We start from the raw sequence: 17,113 nt of genomic DNA on the forward strand, positions 1-17,113 counted from the left end.
TAGAGGAGAGCAGATGGCGCGACGGACGAACGGCAGCCGCCCGGGTGCGAGCAGCGATCCGCGTGCGAGCAGCGGCCCGCGCGCGAACGGCGGCGGTCCGCGCTCGAACGGCGGCCCGGCCAAGGGCGCGGCCGGCGTGAAGGATGTCGCCGCGGCCGCGGGTGTCTCGCTGGGCACGGTGTCGAACGTGCTGAACCGGCCCGACTCGGTCAGCCCGAAGACCCGGGCCAAGGTCGAGCAGACGATGGCCTCGCTCGGTTTCGTCCGGAACGAGTCGGCGCGGCAGCTGCGCTCGGGCAAGAGCCGCATCCTGGCGTACCTGATGCTCGACGCGGGCAACCCGTTCTTCACCGACGTCGCCCGCGGGGTCGAGGAGGCCGCACGCGAGGCGGGGCTGTCCGTCGTACTGTGCAACAGCAACGACGACGCCGAGCGCGAAGCCGACTACCTGGATCTACTCGAGCAGCAGCGCGTGCAGGGTGTGCTGATCACGCCGGTCGCGCCGGGCTCCGACCGTCTGCTGAACCTGCCCAACCGCGGTACGCCGGTCGTCCTGCTCGACCGGCCCGCCGAGGATGACTCGCACTGCTCGGTCTCCGTCGACGACGTCCTCGGCGGCGATGTCGCGATCAGCCATCTGATCGAGCTCGGCCACACCCGGATCGCGTTCGTCGGCGGCCCGGAGAACATCGGCCAGGTGGTCGACCGCCGGACCGGCGCGCAGAACGCGATGAAGCGCGCGGGCCTACCGCTCGACAACCTGATCGACATCTCGACCGCGGCCCTCACCGTCGCCGAGGGCCGTGGCGCGGGCGAACGCCTGGCCGGCCTCCCCGCCGACCGCCGCCCCACCGCCGCCTTCTGCGCGAACGACCTGCTCGCCCTCGGCCTACTCCAGCAATGCGTCCGCCTCGGCCTGCGCGTCCCGGCCGACCTGGCCATCGTGGGCTACGACGACATCGAGTTCGCCGAAGCCGCCGCCGTCCCGCTCACCTCCGTACGCCAACCGCGCCAACTCCTCGGCAAAACCGCCGCCGAACTCCTCCTCGACGAGGCCTCCAACCCCGACCACCAACACCAACGCCTAACCTTCACCCCCGAACTAATAGTCCGCACCTCCACCCAAGGCTGACCCTCTGCCGCCACGGTGATCCGTCCCCTTTGTCGCCGCGGTGATCCGTCGCCTTTGTCGCCGCGGTGATTCGCCGCGACGAGTTTTGTCGAGGTGCTCGGCCCAGCTCCGACCTACGTGTGAAGCGCCCTCCTTCGCGGGCGCCCACACCTCATCGGAGGCACCCCATGGACCCCCTCAACCTCGCCGTAAACCGCCACCTCATCACCGAATCCCAATCCCGCCGCCTCTTCGGCGACGAAGTCCCACCTGCCCTCCCCACCCCAGGCCCCCTGACCCGCCTCGCCACCTGGACCCGCCGCGCCCTCACCTTCACGCGCCCCCGACAGGGCAAGCAAGAACCCCAGACCTAACGCCGTTTCCGCGGACCGGTTTTGCGGACGCCCAGATCCACACGGTGACCGTTTCGACCCCCATCCGACCCGTTCCCGCCCACCGCGTGGACCTACCGGTCCGCCGAATCCCGCACGAGGGTGAAAATCGAGCTTTTCGTGCTGACGCCTTCCGTGATTCCCGCTACGGCGCGTAACGTCCCGAAACCTATGGTCGCTGCGTGGCAGATCCTTTCCGCGCATGCTCCGGACACGGGGGATCGAACATGGCAGAGGAAAGTTGGCATCAGGCCCGGCTGATTCCCACGTCGGGCATCAATGGCGCTGAAGAGCAGGAGCGGCGGGCGACCTCGGCGCTGCTCGCGGTCATGGCGTCCGTGCGGGAATTCGGCCGCGTCCTCACGCAGCCGTTGGGCGCACCGGCTGGACCACTGGACACCTTTATCGAGGTACCGTTCATGCATGGCGAGCGCCGTCTCTATCCGGACGGCCTGATCCGGGCACGCCGCGGCCAGAAGCAGTGGACTGCCTTGGTCGAGGTGAAGACCGGGACCAACGAGCTCGAGACCGAACAGCTCGAGGCGTACCTCGATATCGCCCGGGACGAGGGTTTCGACGCTCTCATCACCATCTCGAACGAGATACCGCCGATGGCCGGGCTGCATCCGGCCAAGCTGGATAAGCGAAAACTGAAGCGGGTGGCGATTCATCACTGGCCGTGGTCGATGGTGCTCGCCGAGGCGGTTCTGCAGAAGGAACACCGAGGCGTGGCCGATCCTGACCAGGCCTGGATCCTGGGCGAGCTGATCAGGTACTTGGAGCATCCGCGATCGGGCGCCTTGCAGTTCGAGGACATGAGCGCTTCCTGGGTGCCGGTCCGGGAGGCGGTCGCCACCGGAACCCTTCGCTCGACCGACAAAGAAGCTCCCGAAGTGGCGAACCGGTTCGACGCCTTGCTGCGGTTCGTGAGTCTTCAACTGGGCCGCCGACTCGGTGAGGATGTGACCCCGGCATTGAGCCGCAGGGAACTCGCCGACCCGGCGCTTCGCAGCCAGGCTCTGGTGCAGAGCATGTGTGACGAGGGGACTCTGCAGGGCGCCATTGCGATCCCGAATACGGTCGGACCACTAGCGGTGACGGCGGATCTGCGGGCCGGACGTGTCACCTGCCATGTCGAGATCGCGGCACCCCGCGAAGGCCGCGCGATGACGAGGATCAACTGGCTACTGCGGCAGTTGCGTTCGGCCCCGGAAACCTTGCGGGTTGAAGCGTTCACCATGCACTCGCGTGGTGCCGGAACAGCAGAACTCCTGCGGGCGGTGCGGCAGAATCCCGTCCTGCTGATCGAGGATCCGAAGAAGGAGTTCCGTTCCTTCCGTATCGCGCATACGACACCGCTGGGCACCAAGCGCGGACGTGGACGCGGCTCGTTCATCGAGTCGGTCGAGTCGGCCATCGATGCGTTCTACGGCGACGTGCTGCAGGAGCTCCACGCCTGGACAGCCACTCCACCACGGCTTCGCGAATCCCCGGAAGTTCCGGACGGCGGCTCCGTTGCTCTCAGCTCCACAGCCTTGTCATCCCAAGACGGTCAGGAAAACGCAGGGCAAGCTGAGGATGCCGACGCCCTCATGCTTGAGATGACGCCACCTGTGGACCAGCCGGCCGATGTCGTCCTTGACGCCGACGCCGACGCCGACGACTCGAACGCCGTTAGATCCGTTTGACGGTGGCGAGCCAGGCTGGGGCGCCGTTGTCGTGGAATCTCGTTTCGATGCGGTCTGGCTGCATGGCGGTGATGGTCCAGCCGTTGGTGGGGGTGAAGCCGGCTTGCAGGTCGTCCTGGGTGAGGGGGTGGGGGCCGGGATCGGGGCCCTCGTTGCTGAAGCAAAGGACGTAGAGGGTTGCGGCGGGCTTGGTTATTGAGGCGAGGCTTGTGGCGTAGCGGAGGCGCTCTTCGGCGTTGAAGGTGTGGAATAGGCCGCAGTCCAGCACTGTGTCGAATCGGCGGTCCAAACGTTCCAGCTGGAAGGCGTCGGCTGTGGCGAACTCGGCCGTGATTCCACGTGCTTCGGCCTTCTCGCGGGCGATTGCTAGGGCCGTCTCGGCCACGTCGACGCCGAGGACCGGTAGGCCGAGTGCGGCGATGTGGAGGGTGTTCTCGCCAGTTCCGCAGCCTGCGTCGAGCACCGCGCCGGCGAAGCCGCCTTCGGAGGCCACTCGCGCTATCGCCGGTTGCGGCCGGCCGATATCCCAAGGCGCTGGACCGTCGTCGTACGACGCATCCCAAGGCTGCCCAGTCATCCGTTCGTGGCTGGTCGGACGGCGCCCAGCGAACGGATCGTCGGGCCCTGATTGCTCGGACAACGTCGTCTCCTTCCGTCATCCGACATCGTGGCATGCCGTACCACGGGGTTGAAGGTCACCAGAGCTTGTCGATTGCTCCTGGGTAGAGCTCGATGCGGGCGTGGTGGAACGACGTCTGGGCTTGCCTGCTCGCCGTTGAGAAGAAGTCCGCCATGGTGACCTTGTCGAACCCAGGCTGGTCACTGGGGAACGGAGCCTGCGGGGTGCCTCCAACCAGCACCGCTCCCGGCAGCACGTGCCAGCCGGCGCTCTCGTAGAACGCCTGGAGCGGTCGGTCGCAGGTGAACAGCCCCAGGTCCAGGTCGCTGGCGATCATCGCTTCCCGGGCTGCCGCCACCAGCTTCCGCCCGTGCCCTCCGCCGCGCGCTTCCTGACGCGTAGCCACGGTGCTCAACCCACCAGCGGCGAAGCGTCGTCCGGCATGCTCGAGCTCCTTGAAGAGGATGTCCAGCGCGGCGAGCACGGTGTCACCGTCGACAAGAAGCATCGACACCGGCCGCAGCACGGGGTCGTGGGTGGACGCGGATCTGCCTCCGCCGTCCTCGGGCGGCCAGGCCTGATTCTGGATCTCCAGCACCTGGACCCGAAGTTCGGATGGTGTCGCCGCTTCGGGGAAGGAAACGATCTGCATGTCCTGATTCTGTTCGCTGACCGCGCGAGCGCAAGCGGCTTTCCCATCGGCGGAGCAGCAAGCCGTTCAGTATCGGGCGGCGTAGCGAGTGGGGGATTCGCCGTACAGGCGGGTGAAGTCGCGGACCAAGTGGGATTGGTCGGCGTATCCGAGTTCGGCGGCGAGGGCGGGCCAGTCGATGGTCGCGCCGCTCGCCATTCGGTCGGTGGTCTCCTCTAGGCGGTAGCGCCGGATGGTCCAGTTCGGGCCGATTCCGACGTACTCGGCGAAGAGCCGTTGCAGGTGCCGGGGTGTGGTCGTGAATCGCTGTGCCAGCAGGTCGATCCGCTTGATCGCGGGGTCGCTTGCGATCACGTCGAGCATCTCGCAAACCCTGCCTACGTTGGGATCCGGCTCCGGCAGGCGGTCGCGGAGCAGCGCTTCAACGGCTTCGACGTTCGGCTCGGCAGGGATGCCGGGGAAGATCGTGGCTGCGGGCACCACGCGATCGGTGATCGAGCGTACGGCGGCGTCGAGGAATGGGCGGAAGCAGCCGGGGCGGAACTCGACGCCCAGGACGTGCCCTTGTCCCACCAACTCCCGGTGGACGTACCGGCTCGTCACCCCGTGCACCTCGGCCAGACCGTCGCGGAAGCTCAGGTGAACGCTGAGGCTCGGTCGGATCAGCTGCCGGTAGGGATGGTCGTACGACCAGGAGGCCATCCAGTACCTGCTGACGTACGCCGCGAGGTCTGCGGACGGCGCCACGAACTCGTGCCGCTGGAACCGGCGCCAGTCCAACTCCCGCTCGTCCCGGCTCACCTGACGAGTATGTCGCGATTGTTCAATACACAGCGCCGACGCCTTTCCTAGGGTTACGGCCATGACCGCAGAGCTACTGATCGGACCGGCCGGCGAGCGCATCGTCGAGCTGGTCCAGCACGTCCGTACCGACCAGCTCGCATCGCCGACGCCTTGCTCCGGCTACGACGTACGACAACTCGTCAACCACCTGTTGTTCTGGGGGCCATCGCTGGAAGGCGCTGCCCGCAAGGAAGCCGTCCTGCCGCCAGCCGAGGCCGAGGACGCGATCGACCTCACCAAGGCCGACTGGTCTGGTGACCTCACGGCTCAGCTGCGGCGTACGGCGTCGGCGTGGAGCCTGCCCGAGGCGTGGCAGGGCGCCACGCGGATGGGCGGACCGGACGAGATCCCGGCATCCCTCATCGGCGGCATGGTCGCCACCGAACTGGTGGTGCACGGCTGGGATCTGGCTCGCGCGACCGGCCAGCAGCCGGAGTGGGACGAGGAACTGCTCGAGTACGTCCATCGCGAGGTCGCCGGGCACGCGGAATGGGGTCGGCAATTGGGCAGCTACGGACCGGAGGTCAAGGTTGCCCCCGATGCGCCGTTGCTCGATCGAATCCTCGGTCTGACCGGGCGGAACCCGGCCTGACGCAACCCGCGCTGCCGTCCCGGGCCGAAACGCGCATTCGTACCGCCTGGACGCGAGGATTCGTATGATCGGCATATGACTCTCGACCTGTTCGCGGGGATTCCGGTCAGCGACTACGACGCCGGTGTCGAGTGGTACGAACGCTTCCTCGGCTCGCCTCCGGCCTTCCTGCCGAACGACATCGAGGCGGTCTGGCAACTCGCCGACCACCGGTTCTTCTACATCGAGCTCCTGCCCGAGCACGCCGGCCACGCCCAGCACACGCTCTTCGTCGACGACCTCGACGAACGCGTCGCCGCGATCACCGAACGCGGCATCGAGCCGGTCAACCGCGAGACCTATTCCAACGGCGTCCGCAAGATCACCTACCGCGACCCCTACGGCAACGAAATCGGCCTCGGCGGCGGCCCGGTCTAACGCCGTACCTCAGACACGCAGCTCGGGCGGGAACCCGGTCCAGCGCAGCTCGGCAGGTAAATGCCGCATGTCGTTGTAGAACAGCACCGTGGCGGGCCGACCAGGTTCGTAACGGATGATCGTCAACGCGGCATTGCAGTGGTTGAGACCGAGCCAGCGCCACTTCGGCGCGGCCATCGCGTCCCGGACCAGCCAGGCAACCAGGAAGTTGTGAGTAACGACCAGCTCGTGGCGAGCCTGCGGACCCGCAACCGGACCCGTGAATAGTTCCAGCGCCTGACGTGCCAGCGCCGGGCCGAGTTCGCGTTCCTCAGGACCGAACAGCTCAAGGAATTCAACGAAATCGGCTGATTCCGGCGGCAACTCGTCGCTGTCCGGCAGGTGAGGTGGGTAGTCACCGGCGGCCTCCGCGACCCGCAAGTCGGCGCCGCCCAACTGCTCTCCGATCAGCTGGGCGGTCTGCGCTGCGCGAGCCAACGGGCCGTGATGGATGAACGAGATCCCGGCGGTGCGGAGTCGCTGACCGAGGAGGACTGCCTGCCGGCGGCCGTTCTCGGTGAGTCCGCTCTCGTCGGGTAGCGCCTCCCCATGCCGGACGACGTAGAGGTACCGGTCGGCCATGGGGTGCGTCATTTTCCTAGGCTATTAGCCGGGGTCGCCGCCGAGGCGTTCGATGAGGGTGCGGAGGCGGCGGCGCCAGCGGGGGTTGGAGGCGTCTTCGTCGGCGACCGCGAGGCTGACGAAGTGCTGGGTCATCTCGAAACCGGCCACCGCTTCGCGGACCGCGCGGATCGTCTCGTCCGGTACGCCCTCGACGGCTGGCGCTTCTGGGACGGTCGGGTCGTACTCGAGGGCGACCTGGTGGCGGAGCCAGCCGCCGCCGAAGCCGTCCGGCACGAGGAGTTCGGGGACGAGCGACTCGTGGCTCAGGGAGGCCAGATCCTTGTCGCCGTTGTCGATGCTGAAGATGGTGGTGCCGCGACGGCGGACGTCCTCGATGCGTTCGAGCAGGCGTTCCGGCGGGGCCTCCTCGCTCACCACCAGCAGGGATTCGCCGCGACCCGCGTCGGACAGGCGGTCGAGGCCGATCGCGAGATGCGGTGGCGCGTCCGCGGGTGGTTCCCAGCGGACCAGGGCTGGGCGCAGGTCCTCGACGCCCGCGCGGTGCAGTTCGTCGTCGAGGTGCGCGGTGAGGTGCCACGGTTCGTCGCCGCGCGGGCCGAACAGCATCAGACCGCGCGGTCGAGTCGTGAACCTGCGCAAGGAATACGCGAACTGTGTGGTTCGGCTGCCCAGTTCGGTCCCGGTCAGCATCTCGCGCAACAGCGTCGCTTTGGTCAGGTCCACGACTCCACGCTGGCATACCGCGGCAAACCCCGCGACTCCGGTACGGCGATGTGCCCTTAGGAAGTGACGCCCACGTGACTCCGGTGATGCGTCGGCGCCTCGATCTCGTCGAGTAACGCCAGCGCGAAATCGGCGTACGTGATCCGGGCCCCGGCATCACCCGCCGCGATCCGGTACGACCCGGTCGCCGTACCTTCGTGGTCGAAGTCGCCCGCCGGGCTGAGGGTGACCCAGTCGAGGCCCTCGGTCGCACGCAGTACGTCGGCGCCGGCGGCGTGGCCGAGGTAGAACGAGCGGTACTCGTTCGGATAGCCCGGTGTATCCATCAGCAACTCGCCCGACGCCGTTGGCAATACAGACGCGAGTCCGACCCAGACCAGTCGGCGTACGCCTGCCTTGCCCAGGCCATCGGCCAACGCCCGCGTCGCGTTGACGAAGAACTCCGACGGATCGGCCGCGAAGTCGTACACCGCGGAGATCGCGGCGTCATGGCCCGCGGCAGCCTCGGCGATACTCCCGGCATCCGTGTTGTCCCCGGCAACCACCCGCACGCCGTCGGCGGCAGCGCCGTACTTCTCCGGAGAGCGAACGACGGCGGTCACCCCATGCCCGCGCCGAACTGCTTCCGCGACGGCGGCCCGGCCGGCTCTGCCACCGGCACCGAATACGACGATCCTGCTCATGTTCCACACCTCTCGTCTCGTGTGGAAGGACGCTAACCAGCGGGCCGGTATCCGTTTGGGTACCAACTACGCTGGCCGGATGAGCGAGCCGTTGGACCCGGAGATGTTCGACCCACTCTGCCCGTCGGACCTTTCGCCGCTCCGTTTCGGCGACAAGTGGGCCGGTATGGTCATCCGCTGCCTGGAGGCGGGCCCGCGCCGCTTCTCGGAATTGCGCGTGCCGCTGCGCGGGATCACCGCGAAGGTGCTGACGCAATCCCTTCGTTCGCTCGAGCGGGACGGCCTTGTTCGCCGTACGGCGTTCGCAGGCCCACCGCGTCGCGTCGAGTACGAGTTGACCGCGCTCGGCCGCAGTCTGCTCGGACCGATCAACGTCGCGTGCGAATGGGCCATGGACCACTGGGACGAGTTGATCGACGCCCGCGAGGCCGGACTCAAAGCCGGCTAGCGCGCTCCTGGAGATAGCGCTGCTCCGGCGTACTGGTAGTACGTCGAGCCGCCAGCAGGTAATCCGCCTTCGCCGCCTCGGTATCCCCGGCCATCTCCAGCAGATGAGCCCGTACGGCGTTGAGTCGGTGGTGCGCGGAGACGCGGCCGTCGGACTCGAGCGATTCGAGCAACGTCAGGCCTTCCTTCGGCCCGCTCGCCATCGCCACCGCGACCGCCTGATTGAGCCGGACCATCGGGTTGTCCGACACCCGCTCGAGCACTCGGTACAACACGACGATCTGCGGCCAGTCCGTGTCCTCGGCCTTCGCGGCGGTCGCGTGGATCGCGGCGATCGCGGCCTGGATCTGGTACGGCCCGAGCCTGGTCCGGGACAACGCGTCGGTGACCATCGCCTCGCCCTCGACGATGGCCTCGGTGTTCCACAACGACCGGTCCTGATCGGCCAATGGCACCAGCGATCCGTCGGCACCGGTACGAGCCGCCCGGCGGGCATCCGTGAGCAGCATCAACGCCAGCAACCCGGCCACCTCGCCGTCATCGGGAAGCAGCCGCTGCACCGCGCGGACCAGCCGGATCGCCTCGGTGGTCAGCTCGGCCCTCTGCAGTTCCGCACCGGACGACGCGGTGTAGCCCTCGTTGAAGATCAGGTACAGGACGTGCAGAACGGCACCGAGTCGTTCGTCCCGCTCCTCCTCGGGCGGCATCTCGAAACTGCTGCCGGCGTTCTTGATACTGCGCTTCGCCCGGCTGATGCGTTGCGCCATCGTTGCCTCAGGCACCAAAAATGCGTGCGCGATCTGCGCAGTGGTCAAACCGCCAACAGCCCTTAAAGTCAAGGCGATCTGCGACGCGGGCGACAACGACGGATGGCAGCACAGGAACAACAACGTCAACGTGTCGTCGCTCTCATCCGGCTTGTCGACATCAGGGCCTGCGGCAACCAACTCGTCCGGACCGGCCAGATTAGCCGCCGACTCCTCGCGTTTGCGCCGGGCCGTCTCGCTGCGCAACTGGTCCATCAGCCGGCGCGACGCGACCCGGATCAGCCAACCGCGGGCGCTCTCCGGCACACCCTCCTCGGGCCATTGCAACGCCGCCGCCAGCAGTGCCTCCTGGACGGCGTCCTCGCACAGATCGAAGTGGCCGTAGTGCCGGACGAGCGCGCCGAGCACCTGCGGCGCCAATTCGCGCAGCAGGTGCTCGATCTCCGCGGGCCCGCTCACATCTCCAAGCCTGCGTCGACCATCACTGGTCGAACCTCAACGGCGACGTACTCTGCATCGGGCATTCGGGCCGCATACGCGATCGCCTGGTCGAGGTCGTCGCACTCGACCAGGTAATACCCGGCCAGGTGTTCCTTGGCCTCGGCGAACGGACCGTCGGTGGTGGTGCGCACGCCGTCGCGCACCTGCACGGTCGTGGTGGTGATCGGATCGGCCAGCCCGGCCGCGCTCACCAGCTGCCCCGACTCGGCGAGTTCGGCCGAAAGGGACGCGTGCGCCCGCGACATCCCGTCCCGCTGGTCGGCGGACAGGGAGTCCCAGCTCTCCTGGTTGCTGTAGATCAGCAGCATGTACTTCACGGCACCATCCTGACGTGTCGGCGGGCCCATGGTCGGGCGCCTCTCAAAGAAACGTCGAGACCACCCCCGATTTTTCGACCTCCACCCCCACTTGTCGCCCCCCCACACCGACACCCGGGACAGCCTCCTGCGTTCACCTGTCCTCTTTTTGTGCGGGGCAGAGAAGTCAGGTCATTCTCGTATGTCGTACGATATCTAGGTCAAGCGTGGAGTAGAGGGAGTGGTTATGGCGGTCTTGGTGACGGGTGCGACGGGGAATGTCGGGCGGCTGGTGGTTGAGCAATTGGCCGCGGCGGGGGAAGACGTGCGGGCGATGACGCGTACGCCGGGTAAGGCGGTGGTTCCGCACGGGGTCACGGTGGTCAAGGGTGATCTGCGGGATCCGGAAGGGCTGGAGTTCGACGGGGTTGATCGGTTGTTCCTGTTCGCGGAGCCGTCGACCGCCCGTGAGGTTGTCGGCCGGGCGGTCAAGGCTGGAGTACGGCGGATCGTGGTGTTGTCGTCGGGCGCGGTCACGTTCGGGATGGACTCGGTTCACCACCTGCCGGCCGAGCAGGCGGTCGAGGAGTCCGGGGTGGAGTGGACGCACGTCCGGCCCGGCGAGTTCATGGCGAACAAGCTGCACCTTTGGGGACCGTCCATCCGGGCCGAGCGAATCGTGCGCGAGGCCTTCCCGGACAGCGCCTGGTATCCCGTGCATGAGCGGGATATCGCCGACGTCGCGACGGTCGCGCTACGAGCCGACGGGCACCACGGTTCGGCGTACGACGTCAACGGGCCGTTGATCAGTAACGCCGACCAGGTGCGGGCGATCAGTGCCGCCCTCGGCGAGGAGGTCCGGCTCGAACTGGTGAGCCGGGAGGAGTTGCGCGAGCGCTATCTGGCCCAGGGCGGTTTCGCTGCGGAGATGGCGGACTTCCTGCTCGGCTACACGGATTACTCGGGAGCAGAGGCGGACGCGGAGGACGAAGTGGATTATGCGGCGATCGACAGTCTGCCGACGGCGGAAGCGGTGACCGGACGGCCGGCGCGGACCTTTGCGGACTGGGCACAGGATCACCTCGCCGACTTCCGCTGAAAACGGCTGAGCGTCAAAGATCGCTGAGAACTTCCGGGGCCGTCGACGCATCGTGTAGGTGGGACCACCTGCTAAGGAGTGTGCGTGATGCGTCGACGGACCCTGGTCGGCCTTGGTCTGACCGTTCTCTTTCTCACCGCCGGGCTGTCCGGCCCGGCCTCGGCAACCGTCGCTGAAGATCTCTGCGTCAGCGGAACCCCACACGAAGGCATCTGGCACGGCGGCTTCCCGTCCGATCCCCCGGCCATCGGGGCGGACGACCTTCAGCTCGGCATCGAACTGCCCTTGCCGGTCGAATATCCCGCGTGCCAGGGAACGATCGCGACTGTGCAGAAGACCGACGGCACCCACCGCACCACCGTGTCGCTGGACACCATGGGCGGTACCGGGCATCCGCCGCTGATGACGTTCTACGGCTACATGACCGTGCCGTTGGCCGATGGCGTCGGCACCTGGGAGATCGTCAAGCTGCAGCACGGCAGTAGCGTGCGCACGCTGAGCTACCGCTTCGTCGTACGTCGGCTGAGCGTCATCAACGTTCTTCAGCCCGCCACGGTCGCCGGCGCGGGCAACACCATCGTGAACGGCACGTTGAAGCGCTATACCTCGGTCGGTGGATTGGTGCCGAGTCCTGGGCGCAAGGTGCAGATCATGCACGCGAACGGCGAGCAGGTGCTGGCGAATCTGACCAGTGATGCCTATGGACGGTTCAGGGCGCTGATCCCGTTCACGCAGACCACTAAGTTCTATGCCCGCACGGCCCAGGTGGGGTTCTTCAGCGCCGCAGTAACCCCGTACCAGCGAACTGCCCATCGGTTGTTGGCAGTGCCCAAGCTGTCGGCTTCACCCACCGCGAAGGTCGGCGTCTTCTGGAAGGTCTCTGGCGCGGTCTATCCCGGCAAGGTCGACACGCGACTCGACTATTGGAATGGCTCGCAGTGGGTCTGGACTCTGTCGTCCGGGCCGTCGAACGCTGACGGCACTTTCGCTCGCTATTGGAAGCCCGCGGCCAAGGGGACGTACAAGGTCCGGCTGTCGCTCGTACGAGCTGGGCTGGACAACAGCCCGCTCTACCGGGTGCTGACGGTGACCGTCAGCTAGCCGAGGCCGCTAGACGAACTGCCGGGCGGCGACCAGAGTGGTCGCCGCCCGCGGTTGCCCCGAGGTCTTCTGCTCAGTACCAGTGTGTGCGGCCGCCGACTGCACGACCAGTTGTGCCGAGAAGGAACAGCACAGCCCCGACCACCAGCAAGATCACGCCGATGGTCCACAAGATGGAGATGTCGAGGAAGATCCCGAGCAAAAGCAGGATCAGTCCAAGGATGAGCATTTGTCCTCCCTCAAGTCCGGCCCACCAAGGCGGGAATCGACCGTGGGCTCTACCATCCCCAGTGCCCACGGGCATGCGCTCAACCTCGCCAGGGGAACCGGGCACCGCGTTTGGCCTGGAAGGCGCCAACACCCTCCGCGAGCTCACCGCTGCGGATTGTTTCCTCGTAGCGCCTAGCGGCAGCCGCGTCCGCGTCCTTGCCCGCGAGTAGCGCCGCCACCGTCTCCTTGGCCGACCGGATCGTCAGCTGGGACCGATCGGCGAGCCGGGCCGCGAACTGGTCCACCTCGGTTTCGAGATCGCCGGCCGGTACGACCTTGTCGACCAGTCCTCGCGATTCGGCCTGTGTCGCCGTCAGCAGGTCACCGCTGAACAGCAGGTACTTCGTGGTGGCCGGTCCGACCAGATCCAGCAACGGCTTGATCGCGGCCGGCGGATAGACCACGCCGACCCGAGCCGGCGTGACGCCGAACGTCGCGCCGGTCTCGGCGTACCGGAAATCACAGCTCACCGCGATCTCCAGCCCGCCCCCGATGCAATGGCCGCGCACCATCGCCAGAGTCGGTTTCGGGAAGTCCCGCAAGGCCGCCTGGGCCGCGAGATTGTGCCGCCGGAGGTCCGCCATCGGGTCGTCCGGGTCGTCGCCGGAGAGCAGCTCCGCGATATCCGCACCCGCCGAGAACGTTGGACCCGCGCCGGTGACGACTAGCAGTTTGACCCGTTCGTCCGTGGCGAGTCCGGCTAGCAGACCGGGCAGGTCGGCCCACATCGCCCGGGTGAGTGCGTTGCGCTTGTCCACCCGGTTGATCGTCAGCCAGGCCACGGCACCCCGAATGGTCACTACCAGTTCATCACTCATCACCGGTCTCCGCTCTCTACGCCTGGTTCGGGGCCTTGCGGCAGTGAATCAGAGCGTGGCAGGCAGCGCCGCCTGGTGGGTCACATGTACACGATCTGTTAAATCCGCGAGCCCGAGGTGAGGTCTCGGCCAGGGATGTGCTTCACTCTTCGAGTTCGATAACGGTTTGGTCTCGACCCCTCACGAGACCCTGACGGAAGGTAGGTGATTCGTTGTGCCCCAGGCACGCCCCAGACACGCCCGACATAAGCAGGTGTCTGCGAAACCCCTGGCAACCCGGATCGCCCGCATCGCTGTTCCAACCGGTTTGGCCCTCGCGCTGAGTGGCGGTATCGCCTTCGCGCTGACGCAGCCGGACACCCCGCAAGACCTGCCCGTCGCCGAGGCCAGCGCTCCACACAGCGCGATCGTCGTTCCCGAGCGTGGTTTCGATACCAGCCGGAACGCGGCCCGGCCGACGCTCAAACCCACCCCGACGGCCAAGCCCACGCCCAAGCCCACGCCGAAGGCGAAGCCGACGCCCACCCCGGGTCGTGCCGCCGCCACGGTGAAGCCGGCGCCGCCGAAGGCCGTCGACACCAAGTACGTCACGGTCAATCTGAACGTCCGGCTCGCGCCGCTCGAGACCGCCTCCCTGCTCACAGTCCTCGACGCCGGTACCAAGGTGTCGGTGACGGGCAAGACGGACGGCGAGTGGGCCCAGATCATCAAGGACGGCAAGGCCCTCTGGGTGAAGGCGGAGTACCTGGCCGAGAAGATGCCGCCGCCGGAGACGAACACGGGTGGTGGCATTTCGGCCGCGCCGTGCCCGTCCGGTAGCAGCGTCGAGGACGGTCTGCGCCCCGACACCATCCGCGTTCACCGCGCGGTCTGCGCGCTCTTCCCCTCGGTCAGCTCGTACGGCGGCCTGCGCTCCGGCGATGGCGGCGAGCATGGCGTCGGCCGTGCGCTGGACATCATGATCTCCGGCTCGACCGGTGATGAGATCGCCGCCTACGTGAGGTCCAACGCCAAGGCGCTTGGTGTCAGCGAGGTCATCTGGGAGCAGCGCATCTGGACCGTGGAGCGCAGTAGCGAAGGCTGGCGGCCGATGGAAGACCGTGGCGGCGCCACCGCGAACCACTACGACCACGTGCATGTGACCACGTACGGCGACTCCGGCACCAGCTAGACCCTGCTGGACCTGCTAGACCTCAGGCCGGCGGGATGTTGTGGTTCAGCCGGAAGAAGTTGTCGGGGTCGTAGGCCCGCTTGATCTCCCGCAGGCGCTTGTAGTTCTCGACGGTGTACGACGATGCCGTGCGGGCCGGATCCGCCAGGAAGTTCAGGAACGTCCTCCCAGTGGTGGGGAGTTCCGGGACTTCCTGGTCGATGATCAGCGAGTACTGCGCGTCTCGGTGCCCTACGGGCGTCTCGCCATCGTTCATGGCTCCACCCCAGTGGCGGATCTCTACCGTGGCGTCCAGCTTCAGGAGTACGTCGAACTCGGGTAGTTCGTCCAAGAGGTCGAGGTGCCTCGCGGCCGTTCCACCCATCTGTGCCTGGCCGAAAGCCATCTGGCCGTAACCGCCTTCGCGTACCGGCCCAGCGATCTCCCAGAGCGGGCGGAGAATCGCCTCCGCCGCGACGGCGTCACCGGCGTACATGACCTTGATGGCCATCGCGCGACTGCCATCGGGCCTGTTGGTCAGGGTGATGGCCGTGCTGAGTTCGTCCGGGATTTGCCGGCTCCAGGTCCGGTAGAACTCCAGCGTCTCCAGCGCCCGGTCGATCCCGAAGTAGGCGACACCGGCGTACACGGTCGCCACTGGGTATAGCCGGAACTCCAGCGACGTCACGACGCCGTAGTTGCCGCTGCCGCCTCGGATGGCCCAGAACAGGTCCGCGTGCTCGTGCGGGCTACAGGTCACTACGTTGCCGTCTGCCGTCACTACCTCGGCACGGATCACGCTGTCGGCTGCAAACCCGTACTTGCGGCAGAGCCAGCCGACGCCACCGCCAAGCGTGTAGCCCGTCACTCCTACGTCCCGAGACGAACCAGCCAGTGCGGCCAGTCCGAACGGCTCAGCCGCGTCGATGACCTCACCCCAGCGTGCACCCGGTCCGACCTTCGCTACGCGGCGCTGCGGGTCCACCAGGACAGAGGCCATACCGCCCGTCTTGAGCAGTACGCCGCCGTTGGACTCCAGTCGCGTCCCGTGCCCAGTGGCCTGTACGGCGAACGGCAGACCGGCCTGACGCGCGATCCGTACCGCCACCTGGACGTCCTCGCGGCGGAAGGCCTCGACGACCACGGCGGGCCTCGGGTCCAGGTTCGGGTAGAGCGGGCGGCGCTGCGCGTCGTACTGCTCGTCGCCCGGCAAGTGCACAGTGGCGTCGAAACCGCCGCAGAGCAGTTCCGTCACGGACACGTCGGCGAACATCTGGGTCATCTCGAACTCCCTCTATGCGGTGCTTACACAGAGGCGTCGAGCGAGCCGGCCCGATTTTGACATCGGGCCGGACTTTTTCTTGCCGGGTTCAGCTGACGGTGGCGCTCGAGGCGGTGTAGGTGTTGCAGAGGCCCGGGTTCTTCGAGTTGAAACCGCGCATCGACCACCAGGAGTGCCACTTCTTGTCGCCGTGGTCACGGACCGGGTTCCACTGGTCACCACGGTTGGCCATCGCCCAGCGCCACCAGTAGGCGAAGCGGCCGCTGACCGGGAAGTACGTCTTGTCGGCGCCGAGGTAGACCGCGCTGAAGCATGAGGCCTGCAGCTCGCGCCGCCGGTTCTCCTCGAGCTTGGCCGACTGGCCGCTCAGCTCGTACTGGCGATCCCACGAGGCGCGCATGATGCCGGTCATCTGCTGCACGTGGTGCCCGTATTCGTGGGCGATGGTGAAGGCCATGTCAGCCCGCGTCCATACCGGGTCGAACTGGCGGTAGTTGCTGATCGCCTTGGTCGCGTTGAGGTAGATGGTCTCCGACGAGCCGCAGTAGTACCCGTCACCACGTGCAGGCCCGCAGGGCGTCTCGAAGGACGTACCGGCGAACACGAGAAGCCGAGGACTCCGGTAGCGGTGTCCCGCCTTGATCATGGCCGGACGCCACGCCTTGTTCAGGCAGGGCAAGAACCGGGTGTAGTAGGCCCGGACGGCTCCGACGGACGTCGGCCGGAACGGCGGCTCAGAGCACCGGGAGGCCGGGAGTAGACCCGTGAAGTACACCCTGTTCCGAACGACGATCTGGGTGTTCGTGAGCTGCGGTGGCGTCGCCTTGGTGGTGGGAGCCTTTGTGGGGGCCTTAGTCGGCGCCTTGGTCGGCGGGGCGACTGTCGGCACGCTGGTGGGCGCGGACGTCGGGTCGCTCGTGGTGGCGCTAGTCGGCCCGGTCGGGCTCGGGTCGGTAGTAGGACCGCTTGTCGGGTCGTCTTCGCCCATACCGGCTGCGACGACACCACCTACGCCTACGAGGACAAGAGCGACTAGTG

At 67.1% G+C, this 17,113-nt stretch carries 20 protein-coding genes; 8 read left to right on the top strand and 12 right to left on the bottom strand.

The window, feature by feature from the left end:
- The first annotated feature begins 13 nt into the window (after nucleotides 1-13).
- Both OG394_RS24730 and OG394_RS24735 read left to right on the top strand, forming a co-directional pair.
- Nucleotides 14-1,132 carry a LacI family DNA-binding transcriptional regulator gene (locus tag OG394_RS24730; protein WP_328989441.1) on the top strand — a complete coding sequence of 373 codons (1,119 nt, stop codon included), beginning with the start codon at nucleotides 14-16 and terminating at the stop codon, nucleotides 1,130-1,132.
- Nucleotides 1,133-1,730: 598 nt separating this feature from the next.
- Nucleotides 1,731-3,191, top strand: coding sequence for a hypothetical protein (locus OG394_RS24735; RefSeq protein WP_328989442.1), 1,461 nt, complete (start codon nucleotides 1,731-1,733; stop codon nucleotides 3,189-3,191).
- On the opposite strand, the gene OG394_RS24740 is transcribed toward OG394_RS24735, so the two are convergent.
- The 3 genes from OG394_RS24740 to OG394_RS24750 all read right to left on the bottom strand — a co-directional run bounded on the left by OG394_RS24740 (nucleotide 3,178) and on the right by OG394_RS24750 (nucleotide 5,263).
- Nucleotides 3,178-3,831: a class I SAM-dependent methyltransferase gene (locus OG394_RS24740; RefSeq protein WP_328989443.1), complete on the bottom strand. Its 654-nt coding sequence runs from the start codon at nucleotides 3,829-3,831 to the stop codon at nucleotides 3,178-3,180. The genes OG394_RS24735 and OG394_RS24740 overlap by 14 nt on opposite strands.
- A gap of 55 nt (nucleotides 3,832-3,886) precedes the next feature.
- Nucleotides 3,887-4,462, bottom strand: coding sequence for a GNAT family N-acetyltransferase (locus OG394_RS24745; RefSeq protein ID WP_328989444.1), 576 nt, complete (start codon nucleotides 4,460-4,462; stop codon nucleotides 3,887-3,889).
- A 66-nt stretch (nucleotides 4,463-4,528) separates the two neighbouring features.
- The gene (locus OG394_RS24750; RefSeq protein ID WP_328989445.1) at nucleotides 4,529-5,263 is read right to left on the bottom strand and encodes a helix-turn-helix domain-containing protein; all 735 of its coding nucleotides are present in this window, start codon (nucleotides 5,261-5,263) and stop codon (nucleotides 4,529-4,531) included.
- A gap of 61 nt (nucleotides 5,264-5,324) precedes the next feature.
- Between OG394_RS24750 and OG394_RS24755 the strand changes: the two genes are divergently transcribed.
- Both OG394_RS24755 and OG394_RS24760 read left to right on the top strand, forming a co-directional pair.
- Nucleotides 5,325-5,897 (top strand): TIGR03086 family metal-binding protein, encoded by a 573-nt coding sequence (locus OG394_RS24755; RefSeq protein WP_328989446.1) that lies wholly within the window; start codon nucleotides 5,325-5,327, stop codon nucleotides 5,895-5,897.
- A gap of 75 nt (nucleotides 5,898-5,972) precedes the next feature.
- The gene (locus OG394_RS24760; RefSeq protein ID WP_328989447.1) at nucleotides 5,973-6,314 is read left to right on the top strand and encodes a VOC family protein; all 342 of its coding nucleotides are present in this window, start codon (nucleotides 5,973-5,975) and stop codon (nucleotides 6,312-6,314) included.
- A 9-nt stretch (nucleotides 6,315-6,323) separates the two neighbouring features.
- Here the strand turns inward: OG394_RS24760 and OG394_RS24765 are convergent, their stop codons facing one another.
- From OG394_RS24765 to OG394_RS24775, 3 genes are read right to left on the bottom strand one after another with little or no spacing between them, the layout of a single operon-like run.
- Nucleotides 6,324-6,947 carry a histidine phosphatase family protein gene (locus OG394_RS24765; RefSeq protein WP_328989448.1) on the bottom strand — a complete coding sequence of 208 codons (624 nt, stop codon included), beginning with the start codon at nucleotides 6,945-6,947 and terminating at the stop codon, nucleotides 6,324-6,326.
- 12 nt (nucleotides 6,948-6,959) lie between these two features.
- Entirely contained in the window at nucleotides 6,960-7,661 is a 702-nt protein-coding gene (locus tag OG394_RS24770) for a hypothetical protein (RefSeq protein ID WP_328989449.1), read from the bottom strand.
- A 56-nt stretch (nucleotides 7,662-7,717) separates the two neighbouring features.
- Complete coding sequence (locus OG394_RS24775) at nucleotides 7,718-8,344, bottom strand: NAD(P)-dependent oxidoreductase (RefSeq protein WP_328989450.1); 627 nt, start codon at nucleotides 8,342-8,344, stop codon at nucleotides 7,718-7,720.
- 79 nt (nucleotides 8,345-8,423) lie between these two features.
- Here OG394_RS24775 and OG394_RS24780 point away from each other — a divergent pair, with 79 nt between their 5' ends.
- On the top strand, nucleotides 8,424-8,792 hold the full coding sequence (locus tag OG394_RS24780; protein WP_328989451.1) for a winged helix-turn-helix transcriptional regulator: 369 nt from the start codon (nucleotides 8,424-8,426) through the stop codon (nucleotides 8,790-8,792).
- Here the strand turns inward: OG394_RS24780 and OG394_RS24785 are convergent.
- Entirely contained in the window at nucleotides 8,779-10,017 is a 1,239-nt protein-coding gene (locus OG394_RS24785; protein WP_328989452.1) for an RNA polymerase sigma factor, read from the bottom strand. The genes OG394_RS24780 and OG394_RS24785 overlap by 14 nt on opposite strands.
- The gene (locus OG394_RS24790; protein ID WP_328996866.1) at nucleotides 10,014-10,367 is read right to left on the bottom strand and encodes a YciI family protein; all 354 of its coding nucleotides are present in this window, start codon (nucleotides 10,365-10,367) and stop codon (nucleotides 10,014-10,016) included. Before OG394_RS24790 ends, OG394_RS24785 begins: the two co-directional genes overlap by 4 nt.
- A 235-nt stretch (nucleotides 10,368-10,602) precedes the next feature.
- Here OG394_RS24790 and OG394_RS24795 point away from each other — a divergent pair, with 235 nt between their 5' ends.
- Nucleotides 10,603-11,454, top strand: coding sequence for an NAD(P)H-binding protein (locus OG394_RS24795; RefSeq protein WP_328989453.1), 852 nt, complete (start codon nucleotides 10,603-10,605; stop codon nucleotides 11,452-11,454).
- A gap of 87 nt (nucleotides 11,455-11,541) precedes the next feature.
- On the top strand, nucleotides 11,542-12,555 hold the full coding sequence (locus tag OG394_RS24800; protein ID WP_328989454.1) for a hypothetical protein: 1,014 nt from the start codon (nucleotides 11,542-11,544) through the stop codon (nucleotides 12,553-12,555).
- Nucleotides 12,556-12,628: 73 nt separating this feature from the next.
- Here OG394_RS24800 and OG394_RS24805 read toward each other — a convergent pair whose 3' ends face one another.
- Together OG394_RS24805 and OG394_RS24810 are read right to left on the bottom strand one after the other, a co-directional pair.
- Complete coding sequence (locus OG394_RS24805; protein ID WP_328989455.1) at nucleotides 12,629-12,784, bottom strand: DUF6131 family protein; 156 nt, start codon at nucleotides 12,782-12,784, stop codon at nucleotides 12,629-12,631.
- Nucleotides 12,785-12,863: 79 nt separating this feature from the next.
- On the bottom strand, nucleotides 12,864-13,643 hold the full coding sequence (locus tag OG394_RS24810) for an enoyl-CoA hydratase/isomerase family protein (RefSeq protein WP_328989456.1): 780 nt from the start codon (nucleotides 13,641-13,643) through the stop codon (nucleotides 12,864-12,866).
- Between the two features lie 253 nt (nucleotides 13,644-13,896).
- Between OG394_RS24810 and OG394_RS24815 the strand changes: the two genes are divergently transcribed.
- Nucleotides 13,897-14,814 (top strand): SH3 domain-containing protein, encoded by a 918-nt coding sequence (locus tag OG394_RS24815; protein ID WP_328989457.1) that lies wholly within the window; start codon nucleotides 13,897-13,899, stop codon nucleotides 14,812-14,814.
- Between the two features lie 22 nt (nucleotides 14,815-14,836).
- Here OG394_RS24815 and OG394_RS24820 read toward each other — a convergent pair whose 3' ends face one another.
- The gene (locus OG394_RS24820) at nucleotides 14,837-16,075 is read right to left on the bottom strand and encodes an FAD-binding oxidoreductase (RefSeq protein WP_328989458.1); all 1,239 of its coding nucleotides are present in this window, start codon (nucleotides 16,073-16,075) and stop codon (nucleotides 14,837-14,839) included.
- 88 nt (nucleotides 16,076-16,163) lie between these two features.
- Entirely contained in the window at nucleotides 16,164-17,063 is a 900-nt protein-coding gene (locus tag OG394_RS24825; protein WP_328989459.1) for a neutral zinc metallopeptidase, read from the bottom strand.
- Between the last annotated feature and the right edge of the window lie 50 nt (nucleotides 17,064-17,113).

The organism is Kribbella sp. NBC_01245 (assembly GCF_036226525.1).
In the GTDB taxonomy this organism is placed as follows: Bacteria; Actinomycetota; Actinomycetes; order Propionibacteriales; family Kribbellaceae; genus Kribbella.